The sequence below is a fragment of the Kitasatospora sp. NPDC005748 genome (assembly GCF_040630735.1).
In the GTDB taxonomy this organism is placed as follows: domain Bacteria; phylum Actinomycetota; class Actinomycetes; order Streptomycetales; family Streptomycetaceae; genus Kitasatospora.
On record NZ_JBEXYD010000084.1, the window covers coordinates 1 to 12,454 of the forward strand.

At 75.8% G+C, this 12,454-nt stretch carries 18 protein-coding genes; 8 read left to right on the plus strand and 10 right to left on the minus strand.

Annotated features, from left to right (window positions below):
• The first annotated feature begins 194 nt into the window (after positions 1 to 194).
• A complete protein-coding gene (locus ABZ495_RS33985; protein ID WP_359839728.1) occupies positions 195 to 1,259 on the plus strand; it encodes an AI-2E family transporter in 1,065 nt (354 codons plus the stop codon).
• 49 nt (positions 1,260 to 1,308) lie between these two features.
• On the opposite strand, the gene ABZ495_RS33990 is transcribed toward ABZ495_RS33985, so the two are convergent.
• The 3 genes from ABZ495_RS33990 to ABZ495_RS34000 form a co-directional block, all read right to left on the minus strand.
• Positions 1,309 to 1,584 (minus strand): hypothetical protein, encoded by a 276-nt coding sequence (locus tag ABZ495_RS33990; protein WP_359839751.1) that lies wholly within the window; start codon positions 1,582 to 1,584, stop codon positions 1,309 to 1,311.
• Between the two features lie 16 nt (positions 1,585 to 1,600).
• On the minus strand, positions 1,601 to 2,491 hold the full coding sequence (locus ABZ495_RS33995) for a S41 family peptidase (RefSeq protein WP_359839730.1): 891 nt from the start codon (positions 2,489 to 2,491) through the stop codon (positions 1,601 to 1,603).
• 137 nt (positions 2,492 to 2,628) lie between these two features.
• A complete protein-coding gene (locus ABZ495_RS34000; RefSeq protein ID WP_359807678.1) occupies positions 2,629 to 3,480 on the minus strand; it encodes a LysR substrate-binding domain-containing protein in 852 nt (283 codons plus the stop codon).
• Positions 3,481 to 3,560: 80 nt separating this feature from the next.
• On the opposite strand from ABZ495_RS34000, the gene ABZ495_RS34005 reads away from it, so the two are divergent.
• Both ABZ495_RS34005 and ABZ495_RS34010 read left to right on the plus strand, forming a co-directional pair.
• Positions 3,561 to 4,055 carry a cupin domain-containing protein gene (locus ABZ495_RS34005; RefSeq protein WP_359807676.1) on the plus strand — a complete coding sequence of 165 codons (495 nt, stop codon included), beginning with the start codon at positions 3,561 to 3,563 and terminating at the stop codon, positions 4,053 to 4,055.
• Positions 4,056 to 4,127: 72 nt separating this feature from the next.
• A complete protein-coding gene (locus ABZ495_RS34010; protein WP_359839732.1) occupies positions 4,128 to 4,490 on the plus strand; it encodes a DoxX family protein in 363 nt (120 codons plus the stop codon).
• A 46-nt stretch (positions 4,491 to 4,536) separates the two neighbouring features.
• Here ABZ495_RS34010 and ABZ495_RS34015 read toward each other — a convergent pair whose 3' ends face one another.
• Positions 4,537 to 5,073: a hypothetical protein gene (locus tag ABZ495_RS34015; RefSeq protein WP_329485654.1), complete on the minus strand. Its 537-nt coding sequence runs from the start codon at positions 5,071 to 5,073 to the stop codon at positions 4,537 to 4,539.
• A 334-nt stretch (positions 5,074 to 5,407) separates the two neighbouring features.
• Here ABZ495_RS34015 and ABZ495_RS34020 point away from each other — a divergent pair, with 334 nt between their 5' ends.
• Positions 5,408 to 5,806: a hypothetical protein gene (locus tag ABZ495_RS34020; RefSeq protein ID WP_359839734.1), complete on the plus strand. Its 399-nt coding sequence runs from the start codon at positions 5,408 to 5,410 to the stop codon at positions 5,804 to 5,806.
• 141 nt (positions 5,807 to 5,947) lie between these two features.
• On the opposite strand, the gene ABZ495_RS34025 is transcribed toward ABZ495_RS34020, so the two are convergent.
• The 4 genes from ABZ495_RS34025 to ABZ495_RS34040 all read right to left on the minus strand — a co-directional run bounded on the left by ABZ495_RS34025 (position 5,948) and on the right by ABZ495_RS34040 (position 7,836).
• Positions 5,948 to 6,259, minus strand: a complete 312-nt coding sequence (locus tag ABZ495_RS34025; protein ID WP_359839736.1) for a TfoX/Sxy family protein — start codon at positions 6,257 to 6,259, stop codon at positions 5,948 to 5,950.
• Positions 6,256 to 6,603, minus strand: a complete 348-nt coding sequence (locus tag ABZ495_RS34030) for a nuclear transport factor 2 family protein (protein ID WP_329485657.1) — start codon at positions 6,601 to 6,603, stop codon at positions 6,256 to 6,258. The genes ABZ495_RS34025 and ABZ495_RS34030 overlap by 4 nt, the downstream gene beginning before the upstream one ends.
• A complete protein-coding gene (locus ABZ495_RS34035; protein ID WP_359807664.1) occupies positions 6,600 to 7,196 on the minus strand; it encodes a TetR/AcrR family transcriptional regulator in 597 nt (198 codons plus the stop codon). Before ABZ495_RS34035 ends, ABZ495_RS34030 begins: the two co-directional genes overlap by 4 nt.
• 166 nt (positions 7,197 to 7,362) lie before the next feature.
• Positions 7,363 to 7,836 carry a hypothetical protein gene (locus ABZ495_RS34040; protein WP_329485660.1) on the minus strand — a complete coding sequence of 158 codons (474 nt, stop codon included), beginning with the start codon at positions 7,834 to 7,836 and terminating at the stop codon, positions 7,363 to 7,365.
• A gap of 249 nt (positions 7,837 to 8,085) precedes the next feature.
• Here ABZ495_RS34040 and ABZ495_RS34045 point away from each other — a divergent pair, with 249 nt between their 5' ends.
• Positions 8,086 to 8,259: a hypothetical protein gene (locus ABZ495_RS34045; RefSeq protein ID WP_359839738.1), complete on the plus strand. Its 174-nt coding sequence runs from the start codon at positions 8,086 to 8,088 to the stop codon at positions 8,257 to 8,259.
• Positions 8,260 to 8,389: 130 nt separating this feature from the next.
• Positions 8,390 to 9,028 carry an endonuclease gene (locus ABZ495_RS34050; RefSeq protein WP_359807657.1) on the plus strand — a complete coding sequence of 213 codons (639 nt, stop codon included), beginning with the start codon at positions 8,390 to 8,392 and terminating at the stop codon, positions 9,026 to 9,028.
• 20 nt (positions 9,029 to 9,048) lie between these two features.
• Here the strand turns inward: ABZ495_RS34050 and ABZ495_RS34055 are convergent, their stop codons facing one another.
• Entirely contained in the window at positions 9,049 to 9,843 is a 795-nt protein-coding gene (locus tag ABZ495_RS34055) for an ATP-binding protein (RefSeq protein WP_359807654.1), read from the minus strand.
• 158 nt (positions 9,844 to 10,001) lie between these two features.
• On the opposite strand from ABZ495_RS34055, the gene ABZ495_RS34060 reads away from it, so the two are divergent.
• Positions 10,002 to 10,613 (plus strand): TIGR03086 family metal-binding protein, encoded by a 612-nt coding sequence (locus ABZ495_RS34060; protein ID WP_359807652.1) that lies wholly within the window; start codon positions 10,002 to 10,004, stop codon positions 10,611 to 10,613.
• A gap of 74 nt (positions 10,614 to 10,687) precedes the next feature.
• On the opposite strand, the gene ABZ495_RS34065 is transcribed toward ABZ495_RS34060, so the two are convergent.
• A complete protein-coding gene (locus ABZ495_RS34065) occupies positions 10,688 to 11,398 on the minus strand; it encodes a DsbA family oxidoreductase (RefSeq protein ID WP_359807649.1) in 711 nt (236 codons plus the stop codon).
• A 224-nt stretch (positions 11,399 to 11,622) separates the two neighbouring features.
• On the opposite strand from ABZ495_RS34065, the gene ABZ495_RS34070 reads away from it, so the two are divergent.
• The gene (locus ABZ495_RS34070; protein ID WP_359807647.1) at positions 11,623 to 12,390 is read left to right on the plus strand and encodes an SDR family oxidoreductase; all 768 of its coding nucleotides are present in this window, start codon (positions 11,623 to 11,625) and stop codon (positions 12,388 to 12,390) included.
• The last annotated feature ends 64 nt before the right edge of the window (positions 12,391 to 12,454 follow it).

Consider the following 12,454-nt stretch of genomic DNA (forward strand, 5'->3'; position numbering starts at 1 on the left):
GGGGCCGCCCCCGCCCCCGCCCGGTTCCGGGCGCCTGCTCCGGAGCGGAAACCCGACGGACGAGCAGGCCCCCGCAGGAAAGGCGGCCCTCGCGCATGGACACCCGCGGACCGGCCCGGCGGCCCCGGCCGCCCGCAGTCAGGCGGCCCCGGGTCCGCACACCACCGGCCCGGCCGTCACCGAAGGGCGACGGCGTGCCGCCGGGCCTGCGGAAGGCCGCCGGCTACACCTGGCGGCTGCTGCTGATCGGCGTAGCCGCCTACCTGGTCGTCATGCTGCTGGCCCGCCTCGAACTGCCGGTCGTCGCGGTCTTCCTGGCGCTGGTCATCACCTCCGTGCTGCGGCCCGCCGTCGACCTGCTGACCCGGGCACTCCCCCGCCCGCTCGCCGTCCTGCTGGCCTTCCTGGTGGCGATCGCCCTGGTCACCGGCGTCCTGACACTGGTCGGCACGACCGTCGCCGGCGAGTGGAGCCGGCTGAACACCGAGCTGCACGGCGGTCTGGCCCGGCTCGACGACTGGCTCTCCGGCGCGCCCTTCCACCTGCGGCAGGGCGCCGTCACCGACTTCCGGGCGAAACTCGGCGACTTCGTGGACGCCCACCGCTCGACGCTGATCAGTGCCGCCATCAGCAGCGCCGGCCGGGTCGTCGAACTGGTCACCGCGGCCGCCCTCGCGGTGTTCTGCTCCGTGTTCTTCCTGCACTCCGGCGACCGGATGTGGGCCTGGGCGGAGCGTCAGCTGCCCGTCCGCGCCCGGCCCGTGTGGGGCCGGGCGGGCCGCACCGCGTGGCGCACCTTCGCCGGGTACACCCGGGGCGTCCTGATCGTCGCGGCGACCAACGCCGTCCTGGTCGGCATCGCCCTGACCGTGCTGCAGGTGCCGCTGGCACTGCCGCTGGTCGTCCTGGAGTTCGTCGCCGCCCTCGTCCCGCTGATCGGCTCCCCGATCGCGCTGGCCGTCGCCGCACTGGTCGCGCTGGCCGCGCGCGGCCCGGTGGTGGCCCTGCTGGTGCTCGGGCTGATCGTGGTGATCGGCCAGATCGAGGGCCATCTGCTGCATCCGCTGGTGCTGGGCTGGTCGGTGCGGATCCATCCGGTGGTGATCGCCCTGTCGGTGACGGGCGGCGCCGTGCTGGGCGGGGTGCTGGGCGCCGTGGTCGCGGTACCGGCGGTGTCGGTGGCCTGGGCGGTGATCAGCGAGCTCCGGACCCCAGGGCCGACGCCCCCGGAACCCGACCACCCGCCACCCCGCCACTGAGGCCCGGCGGCGGCCGCCTGACGGCCGTCGGCCGCGCCCCCGGACCGCGTCAGCCCGCCGGGCTGTCGGCCGGGGCGTCGGCCCAGGAGGCCAGGATGCGCAGCGCGTGGTGGCTCGGCGAGCCGGGTTCGGCGGACCAGACGACGAGCTGCCGGTCGGTGTCGGCGGTGCTGGCGAGGGTGTCCCCGTCGAGGGTGAGGTCGCCGACCACGGGGTGGTGCAGCACCTTCGTGCCGACGCCGCGGAGGGCGACGTGGTGGGCGGCCCACCAGGTGGCGGGGCCGGGCGCCCGGGTGCCCGGCCCCGCCACCTGTCGCCGGAGCAGCCCGGGTGGCGGGCGCTTAGCGGGCCGACGCCCGGAAGGCGTCCAGCGCCGCGTCGAGCGCCCGGTCGGCGGGTACGGCGATGTCGGGGACGACCCCGACACCCTCCCAGTTGGTGCCGGTCACCGGGCTGACGGTCCGGGCGGTCGGCACGGTCACCATGATGTGCTCGGTGACCGGGTACCGGTCCGTGGGGTGGGCGCCGCCCCGCGTGGTCTCGCCGATCAGGGTGGCCCGGCCGTGCGCCTGGAGGGTGTAGGCGACGTCCTCGCCCCCGGAGAAGGTGACGGCGCTGGTGAGCACGTACACCGGGCGGTCGAGGTAGCGGGGCGCGGGCAGGTGGGCGGACGTCCAGAACTGCCGCGTCGCCCCGGAGGCGCGGTCGTAGATGTCGTTGAGGTGGACCTGGTCGTCGGGGAAGAAGTAGCTGCACCACATGGCGGCCCCCTCGGGCGCGCCGCCGCGGCACGCGCGGAGGTCCAGGACGAGGGCGCGGCTGCCGGCGGCCAGTTGCAGCGCGGCGCCGACCACGGCTGCGCCGCCGTCGGCGTCCGGTATGAGGCGGACGTCGATGTACGCGACGCCGTCGTCCAACTGCTCGACCCGGCGCACGCCCTGGTTCGCGGCCCGGAGCATCGCGAGGAACGCGGCCCGCCCGGCGTCCTCGTCCGCCGGCTCCAGCGACTGGGGCTCGTCCACCCAGAGCAGCCGCAGGTGCTTGTCCGGGCAGACCTCCTGGAAGTCGGCGGTCACCGCCTCGCACAGCGCCGGCCCGTCCAGGCCGTCGTACGCACCGGCCTGGAGCCGACGCCGGATCGCGGCGTCGACGGACTCGGTCTTCTCGGCGAAGACGTACCCGGTGGCGATCCGCCCCAGGGCCTGCTCGATGATCTGTTCGTTGTTAGGCATCGCGGGCGATGCTAGAGCCTGGCCGGGACATGATCAACAGTTTTTCGCCGGTGCGGGACACCGGCCGGGTCCGCCCGACCGCCCAGCGGAGGGCCTCGCCCCGCGCCTACCGCGATTGACCTGCCGGGCCCGGCAGGTCAATCGCGGTAGGCCGCCGTGGCGAGCTGGACGAACGAGCGGATCAGCGGGTTCGCGTCGCCCTCCCGCCAGGCCGCCACCACCCGGCTCGGCGCCATGTCGGCCAACGGGACCACGGCCAGCTCCCCGGGCGGCCGGTGGCCGAGCGGCGCCATGCCGACGGTGCCGTTCCAGAGCACGGCCTGCAGGCACTCCTGGACGGCGCGCACCACGGGGCCCTCGCGCGGCTCGCCGCCGTTCCAGTACGAGCGCCAGAGGGGGTCGGTGCCGTCCGGGAACTGGAACCAGCGCCGGCCGGCCAGGTCGGCCAGCTCCAGGCGGTCGCGCCGCGCCAGGGGATCGTCGGCGCGCAGCACCGCGCCCACCCGGTCCGCGCGCAGCTCGTGCACCGTCAGGCCGGCGCCGTCGAAGGGGCCGCGGGTCAGCGCGACGTCGACCAGTCCGGCGCGCAGTCCGCAGGTCGGATCGGTCAGGTCGGTCTCGCGGATCCGGATCTCGACCTCCGGGTGCCGCCGGCCGTAGGTGGCGGCCAGCCGCCGCGCTCCCCGGTCGAAGCTGTCGGCGAGGATGCCGACGGTGATGGTCGCGGCGCCCGACGCCGCGGCCACCCGCAGCCGGATCTGCTCGGCCCGGTCGAGCAGCGTCCGCGCCTCGTCGAGGAGCACGGCGCCGGCCGGGGCGAGCGAGACGCCCGCGGCGGAGCGGTACAGCAGCACGGCGCCGAGGTCGGTCTCCAGCTGCTTGATCGCCCGGCTCAGCGGCGGCTGGCTCATGTGCAGTCGGGCGGCGGCCCGGCCGAAATGGAGTTCCTCGGCGACGGCGACGAAGTAGCGCAGCGTGCGTAGCTCCATGGTGCAACGATACCGGCGCGGTATCGGCGGCCCGGAACGGGTCTTGGACGGCCGCCGCGCCCCGGCGGTGGAATCGGGGCATGACGAACGAACCGAGGACCGGCGAACGGCCGGCGGAGCCCGTGGTGTCGGTGGTCGGCCCGGGCGAGGGCGAGACGATCCTCCTGGGCAGTACCCGACTGCGCATCCTGGAGGACGGCAGCACCACCGGGCACCGGCTCGGGATCGCCGAGTCCGTGCTCGCGCCGCACACCCCCGGACCGCCGCAGCACCGTCACTCCCAGCACGACGAGGGCTTCTACGTCGTCTCCGGCACGGTGCGGTTCACCGTCGGGGAGCGGGAGCACGACGCGACGCCGGGCACCCTGGTGATGGTCCCGCCCGGCGCCCCGCACACCTTCGCCAATCCGACCGACCAACCGGCCGTCATGCTCAGCACGTTCACGCCGGACCTCTACGTGCAGTACTTCCGCGACCTCCAGGACATGATCGCCGGCGGCGGGGCGCTGACCCCGCGGGCCCACCTCGGGGTGATGAGCCGCTACGCCACCGAGCCCGCGACCGACCTCGCCTGACCGCCGGGCGGGCGCCGGCCGTGACCCCGTGGGCGCCCGCCCCCACGACGCACACACTCCTGGAGGAGAACCGTGAACACCGCCCACTGGGCCGCCGCCGGCCTGCTCGCCCTCTTCTACCTCTACGGGGGCGGGCTGAAGCTGCTCCGGAGCCGGGAGCGGCTCCGCCCGATGATGGCGTGGGTGGACAGCACGCCGATGGCGGCCGTCCGGGCCATCGGGGCGGTCGAGGTGCTCGGCGCGGTCGGGCTGGTCCTGCCCCCGCTGACCGGGGTCGCGCCGTGGCTGGGCCTGGCCGCGGCCGTCGGGTTCGTGCTCCTGCAGACCGCCGCCACCGCCGTGCACCTGCGCCTCGGCGACCGCCGGGTCGCGCTCAACCTCACGCTCCTGGCCGTCGCGGCGGTGACCGCCTGCCTGGCGACGACCTGGCGGTGAGTGCCGGCACGCACCCGGGCCGTCCGACCCGGCGGACCCGCGGCCGCTACGGCGTGGCCGACGGGCTGCCGGGAGCGGCCGTCCGGCCCGGGCGCATGCCGGCCTTGAGGTCGCTCATCGCCGCCCGCGCCACCTGGTCCACGGGGTCCTTCTCGCCGAAGCCGTAGTCGACCGCGCCGTCCCGGTTGCCCGCCGCGGCGAACAGCCAGCGCGGCCCGTACTTCGTCGCGCCCAGCCAGACCTCGAAGTCCTCCCCCGCGTAGGAGAACCGGACGGCGTCGGTGCCGTTCACCACCACGATCGAGCCGTCCAGGCGGTCGGCGAGTTCGTGCAGCGGTGTACGCCCCGGCACCTGGGTGCTCTCCGACTGAACGGCGAGCACCGAGGACAGCGGCCCGGTGATGACGGGCCCGTCCTGGGTGGTGAACCGGAAGCCGGGCTGCCCCGCGATGTCGATGGACCCGCCCTCCATCGAGCTGCCGAAGGCGAACGGACCGACCGCGAAGGTGCCCGGCTTCACCCCGTGCCAGCCGTCCGACAGCAGCACTGCCACCACCTCGTTCGCATTGACGTGCAGGCCCATGACGGATGTCCCTTCTCGGTGGCGCGCCCGGTTCCGCCCGGCCGCGCCGACGGCCCGGCCAGGTCCTGCACCTGGCCGTCGTTCTCGAACCGCTCGGATCGATCACCCCGATCCTCGGCCACGTGATCCGGCTCTGTCTCGCACATCGGCCGGTGGGCGCCCTCGTGGCGCCCACCGGAGGCCGGGGCGGTCGGGAGGGCGTCGTACCGCCGCGTCCGGCGGGCGGGGCAGCGCGGAGACGTCGGGACGGCGCGCTACGGCCTCCGCGCCGCCCGTCCGGACCGGCACCGGGCGCAGTAGGATGGAAGGTTCCCGACCGCGCAGTCCGACGGGGGTGGCGATCGTGCAACACGCCGAACGAGACCTGATGACCCTGGGCGAGACCATCGAGCCGCTCGCCGAGATCGCCCCGGCCTCCGTCGCGACCCGGGCCCGTGCCCTGGTGGCCGCGCACGCCCTGGACGAGGCGGACTGCCGGCTGCTGCTGGAGGCCCTGGGGTTGGCGGCCGAGCCGGCCGGCCCCGGTACGCGGACCTGCGTGCGCTGCGGGCGCGCGTACGAGCACCCCGGCGTCCGGCGGCGGGACAGCTTCTGCTCCGGCCACTGCTACCGGGAGGCCGGCGGAGCCCCGGACGAAGCCGCGGCCCCTGACCCGCCGTCCGGGACGACCGGGGGCGCCGATGGTGGGGCGCCCCGTACGAACTCTGCCCCGACGACCTCACCGCCGAGCTGAACGGCGCGGCCGACCCGGAGCGGCTCACCGCTCTCCTCAATCGGTACAGGGCCCTGAAACGGTAGTGCCGTGACGGCGGGAGACGGAGAGACCGCCGGCCCCGGTCGGGTGGCGCGGCGGTGTCCTCGAGGAGCTGCGCGGTCAGGCGAGAGCCGCGCGGGCCAGCGCGCACAGCCCGTCCCGGTCGTCCATCACCTCCGCCGGGACGCTGTAGTACGCCCGCACCACCACCTCGCGGCCGGCCGCGTGGTAGGTGAACGGCATGGACCCCGCCTCCTCGTAGGAGGGGCGGGACGCGCCGTCGACACGGAGGTAGAGGGTGTCCATCACCATCGCGAACTGGCTGCCGCGGCTGCGCAGTGCCCAGCCGCCGAAGTAGCGGTGGAGGGTGACCTCGCCGAGCGGCGCCAGCTGGTCGGCGACGTGCTCGGCGAGGCTGCGGGAACCGCTCACGCGGGGAGGAAGAACCCGGTGATGTCGGCGAGCCGGCCATCGCGGTGGAGCGCGGTGCTCACGCCCGCCATGGCGGGCTCGCCCTGCTCGCCGAGCTGGGTCCACCGGGCGAGCGAGCGGTCGTGGTGTTCGAGCACCTCGTCGATGCGGAACCGGTGACCGGGGAAGGCCCCGGCGAACCCGGCCATGTAGCCGGCCAGCCCGGCCAGCCCGGCGACCTCGGTGCCCGGGTCCCGGTAGGCGACGTCCTCGACCGCCACCTCGCCGAGCGCGGCGAGCCGCTCGCCGGCGTCCGCCGACCAGCACGCGGCGTAGTCCATCCAGAGCTGCTGTGAGTCACTCATCGCTGTCCGTCTCTCTCGTAGCCGATCGACGCCATCGCGCCGTCGGTGATCGTGCGCAGTTTGGTGACGGGGGTCGCGGCCCGGACCAGTACCAGCAGGCCCTGGTAGAGCGCCAGCAGTTGGGCCGCCGACACCTCGACGTCGAGGTCCGCGGACAACAGGCCCAGCGCCCGGGCGCGTGTCAGGGCCTCGGCGAAGCCCGACTCGATCGTCTCCAGCCCCCGGTGGACCGCGTCGGCGGCCTGCGGGACGGTGAAGCACTCCACGGCGGTGTTGGTCAGCAGGCACCCCGGGTCGGGATCGGGGCCGGTCTCGAACGTCGAGGTGAAGAACGACCGGATACCCGCCACCGGGTCCGCCGGCTCCAGGAGGTGCTCCCGGACCCGGCCCCGCACCACCTGGTCGTTGTAGGCGTCCAGCGCCGCGCGGAACAGGCCGTCCTTGTTCTCGAACACCCGGTACAGGCTGCCCGGATGCAGCCCGGTCGCCTCCTCGATGTCCCGCACCGAGGCCCCCTGGTAGCCGCGGCGACGGAACAGCCCCATCGCACGGGCCAGCACCTCGCCCCGGTCCCAGAGCTGCTTGCGCCCCACCCGCGACCCCCTTAGTTGAACGATCGCTCACAAAAATAGCACGCCGTCGGCCGGGGCCGTGCCGCCGTCGAGCGCCGGGGCCGGGCCGCCCTCGCCCTCGCCCTCGCCGGACGGACTCGCCCGCGCTCGCCGAGGTCCAGGAGGTGCTCGCCGCCCGTCCCCCGGTCTAGGCGCCGGTCAGCCGGGACCGCGCGGTGTTGCGGATGCGCCTGGTCCGGCCGCCCTCGGCGAGGACGGCCAGGGCGATCACCGCCGAGGACTCCTCGGCGGTGCGCAGCTGGAGCCAGTCGGAGGCGGCGAGCAGGGCGTCCGCCTCCCACGGTTCGTCGAGCGTCACGGCCCGCAGCAGCGTCCACTCCCGCAGCCGCCGGGCGGCGGAGGCGTCCGCCGCCACCGGGCCGGTCATCTCCAGGCACCAGGCCGGGTAGCCCGGGTCCGTGAGCAGTTCGGCGGCCCGGCGGCCGAGGTACTCGCGGACGGCGTCGCTCGCCGTCGCCGGGTCCGGCCCGGTGAGCACCCGGGTGACAAGGGCGGCCGCGTCCTCCGGGGCGACCTCCGCGAAGGCCCTGCGACAGTCCGCCGACCCTGCGTACCCGGCCGTGTCCCGGTCCTGCCCGCCGCCCGGTGCCGCGTCGCCCATGCTGCTGCCCCTTTCGGCCGGCGCCGGACGCACCGGCCCGGCGCCCACGGCGAGCGGGCCCGCCGCACCCACGACCGTCGCGGACGCCCGCCCCCGTAAGCCTCGACTCGTACGTACCCCCGCCGACCGGGTCGAACCCGCAGGGCGCCCCGCCCTCCGGGCCCGTCAACGGGGGGTGGGCCGGGCGCATGGCGGTGGAGGCCGCCGCTGCCCCGGAGCGATCCGGGTGACGGCGGGTAGTCGCCAGGCATGCTGACCCTGGGTGTGGAAGAGGAAGACCTGCTGCTCGACCCGGAGACCGGTCTGCCCCTGGCCCGCGCGACCCAGGTGCGCCGGGCCGCCGGGCTCCACCCGGCGCTCGCCGACGGCGAGGTCCAGCACGAACTGCTCCAGGCCCAGCTGAGCGAGACCACCGCGGCCTGAGCGCCGATCAGTGCCACCGGCCCGGCGTGTCACCCGCGCCGGGCCGGGTAGCCGAGCCGGTGGGAGGAACCGCCCGTCCGGCGCCGGGTACCTCCCCAGCGCACGGCGCCGCCGAGCGGAGGTGACTCCGATGGACGCGAAGCGGACGGCCCGCCGAGTGCTCCACGACTACGGCGAGACCTATGCCCACCAGGCCGGCATCCGCCTGGCCGACACCCCGGCGCCGCTGTACCAGGTGCTGGTGCTCTGCGTCCTGTGCGCGGCCCCGATCCGGACCGAGACGGCGGTCGCCGCCGCCCGCGAGCTGTTCGCGGCCGGGCTGCGGACGCCCCGGGCGATGGTGCGTGCCACGTGGCAGGACCGCGTGGACGCGCTGGGCCGCGCCCACTACCGCAGGTACGACGAGAGCACGGCCACGGCTCTCGGCGACGGCGCGCAGCTCGTCCTCGACCGCTGGCACGGGGATCTGCGGGCGCTGCGCCGGGAGGCCGGCGGAGACGTCGAACGGCTGCGGGGGCTGCTGCGGGAGGTGCCCAGGATCGGCCCGACCGCCGCCGACATCTTCTGCCGCGAGACCCAGGGCGTCTGGCCGGAACTCCGGCCCTACTTCGACACGCGGGCCCGGCGGAGCGCCTCCACCCTGGGCCTCCCCCGCAGCCCCGGGGCACTGGCCGGCCTCGTCGCGCCGCGCGACCTCGTCCGGCTCGCGGACGGCCTGGTGCGTGCCGGCCGCGCGCCGGGGGCGGTGGAGCGGCTGCGGGCCGGCTGAGCGGCCCCCGGCGCCCCGCGTCAGGGCCGCCGGGGGCCGGGCGGGGCCGGCACCTCGGCCCACACCGTCTTCCCGTCACGCTCCGGCCGGTACCCCCAGGCACGGGCGAGCCGGTCGACCACCCGCAGCCCGTGCCCGCCGGGCGCGCCCCGGTCGGCGGGCGGGCGCAGCCGTGGCGGCTCCCGGCCAGCGTCGCCGACCTCGATCCGCAGCCGGCTGCCGTCCCAGGCGAGACGCAGCTCGTACGGGCCTCCGGGGGCGTGCACGCACGCGTTGGTGACCAGTTCGGAGACCATCAGCACGACGTCCTCGGCCGCGGCCAGCTGCTCGTCGTCGGCCGCCGGCAGCCACTGCCAGTCGGTCAGTGCGCGGCGGCAGAAGTCGCGGGAGCGCGGTACGGCGCCGGCTCGCTCCGCCAGGAACAGCCGCCTGGTCTGCTGCGCACGGGGTTCGGTGGTGTGGTCGATCGTCCTCATCGCCTCTTCGGCCTCTGCGTCGAGCGGGCAGCCGGGGGGACCGGCGCCGGCGGTCGGCCCGGTCGGCACGGCCGCGGTGTCGTCCATGACCCGCGCCTGCCCCGCTCCGTGGCCGCTACACGGGCCCCGCGCCGGTTGCCCGGAACGGACGGCGATCGCACCGCGGGGTGCCGCCGCCGGCTCGGCGGCGGCCGGGTCGGCGGTGCGGACGCGGTTGTGCGGCGGCTGCACCTGTTCCGTCAGCTGGATCACGTACATCCGGACGATCGCGTCGTTCCTGAGCAGCGTCCGGAGGTCCAGCACCGCGCCGGCCGGCTCGGCCCGAGCGCCCGACGGCACAGCTGCCGACCCGCCCGGCGGACCGCACCCCCGGGTCCGCTCGGCGACCCCCCGGTCACCGTCCGGCACCGTCGCCGGAATCAGCCCGCGTAGATCTGGCTTCTCACGCCCGGTAGCGGTTCACTGGGAGTCACCAGGGCAGGAATGGAGGCCCGGCCATGGGATGTCCCCACACACTCGGGTTCCACACCGAGGTCCGCGAGCGCTACGCCGCCGCCGGGGCGGAAGTCACCCGGCTGGTCCGGTCGGTGCCCGAGGACCGGTGGACGGCGCCCACCCCCTGCCACGACTGGGACGTGCGCACCCTGCTGAACCACCTCACGGCCCAGCACCTGTGGGTCTGCCAGGCGGTCGCCGGCTACACCCCGGCGCAGATCGGCCACCGGTTCGAGGGCGACGTCCTGGGCCGCAACCCGGTCGGGGTCTGGTCGATGGCCCTCGGCAGCGCCGTCCGCGCCCTCGACCGACCGGGCGCGCCGGACCAGTTGGCGCACGTACCGTACGGGCTGCGCGATGTCGGCGGCTACGCCCGCGAGCTGACCGCCGAGACCGTCGTGCACGGCTGGGACCTCGCCCGGGCGCTGGGCCGGGACGGCCGGATACCCGAGGCTGCGGCCCGGTACGCACTCGCCGAGTTCCGGAGCTGCCACGATCTCGCCGGCACCGGCCAGTTCGCCCCCGCCCGCAGCCCGGCACCGGGCGCCGACGCCCAGGACCAGCTGATCGCCCTCACCGGGCGGGACCCGTCCTGGTCGGCCCAGCGGCTCTGACCGGGGGCGACGGCCTTCGGGGGCCGGGGGTGCGAGCAGGACGTCGGACCGGCCGACGTCCCACTCCGCGCAGCTCAGCCCTGCGGAACCGCGCAGCCGTCCGGTCCGCACACCCCTCCCGCCTCGGCGCCGGCCGTCGGCAGGAGGACGACCCGGCTCTCCCAGGCCTGCTCCAGCGCGGCGGTGAAGGTCGCCGGCGGCTGGGCGCCGGACACCCCCAGCCGGCGGTCGAAGACGAAGAACGGCACTCCGGTGGCGCCCATCGCCGTCGCCGTCGCCTCGTCCTCGCGCACGGCCTCCGCGTACGCGTCGGGGTCGGCCAGCACGCGGGCCGCCTCCCCGGCGTCCAGCCCGGCCTCGACGGCCAGCTCCACCAGGCGGCCCGGGGCGAACGCGGAGCGCTCGTCGGCGAAGTTGGCCCGGTACAGCAGGTCCAGCAGTCGGGCCTGGCGACCGTGCTCCTCGGCGAAGTGCAGCATGCGGTGCATGTCGAAGGAGTTCGCCGCGTCGCGCCCCTCGGTGCGGTAGTCCAGCCCCTCCTCGCGGGCACTGGCGGCGATGCGCTGCTCGGCCGCCTCGGCCTGGTCCAGCCCGAGGCCGTACTTGGCGGCGATCAGCGGGACCACCGGGCGCGCCTCGGCGGGCGACCGGGAGTCGAGTTCGAAGGAGCGGTGGACGATCTCCACGTCCTGCCGGTGGGGGAACCGTTCGAGGGCCTTCTCGAACCGTGCCTTGCCGATGTAGCACCACGGGCAGTTGATGTCGCTCCAGATCTCGACGCGCACGGCGCTGCTCCTGTCCTCAGCCGGGCGGGTCCTTCCCGCACCGCCCGACCTCCAACATGCGTGATGAGGTAAATATTTCCCGCAGTGAAATGTTCACCCCGGCGCCCACAGGCCGGTAGGCCCGCGACCATGTCGGCAGCCCGGTCGGCCGCCCCGGTGGGGCCCGCCGTAGGGTGCTGGACAACCGGCCGTGCCCGACGGCCCGACCCCGGGAGCATCCCGCCATGAACCTGCCCTCCACCGGCCGTCGCGTGCTGGTCAGCGGGGCCTCCCGGGGCCTGGGCCGCGCGGTGGCCCAGGCCTTCGCCGCCAACGGCGACCGGGTGGCCGTGCACTACGGCACCCGCGCGGACGACGCCGCCGAGACGCTCGCCTCGCTCGACGGCTCGGGCCACGCGCTCGTCCACGGTGACCTCGCCGACCCGGCGGAGGCCGCCCGGGTCGCCGATGCGGCGGTGCGGGCGCTGGGCGGCATCGACGTGCTGGTGAACAACGCGGCCGTCAATCTGCGCCACCCGCTGCCCGGGACGCCGTACGACGAGTGGGTCGACAGCTGGCAGCGGCACGTCTCGGTCAACCTGCTCGGCACGGCCTACCTGAGCCATCGGGCCGCCCACGCGATGATCGAGCGGGGCGGCGGCGGACGCATCGTCAACATCGGCTCCCGGGGCGCCTTCCGGGGCGAGCCGGACCACCCGGCGTACGGGGCGACGAAGGCCGCCGTGCACGCCCTGGGGCAGTCGCTCGCCGTCTCCCTCGCCCCGCACGGCATCGCCGTCGCCTCCGTCGCCCCGGGCTTCTTCGAGACGGAGCGGGTGGCTCCGCGGCTGAACGGCCCGGAGGGGGAGGCGATCCGCGCGCAGAGCCCGTTCGGCCGGGTCGCCACCGCCGGCGAGGTCGCGGCCGCGGTGCTCTGGCTCGCCTCCCCCGCCGCCGAGTGGTCCTCCGGCACCATCCTCGACCTCAACGGAGCCTCCCACCTGCGGACCTGACCGGACCCGCCGGCGCCGGCCCGGCCGCGTCCCGCGCCGAGACCTCTCGCAGGCGCGGGAGTTC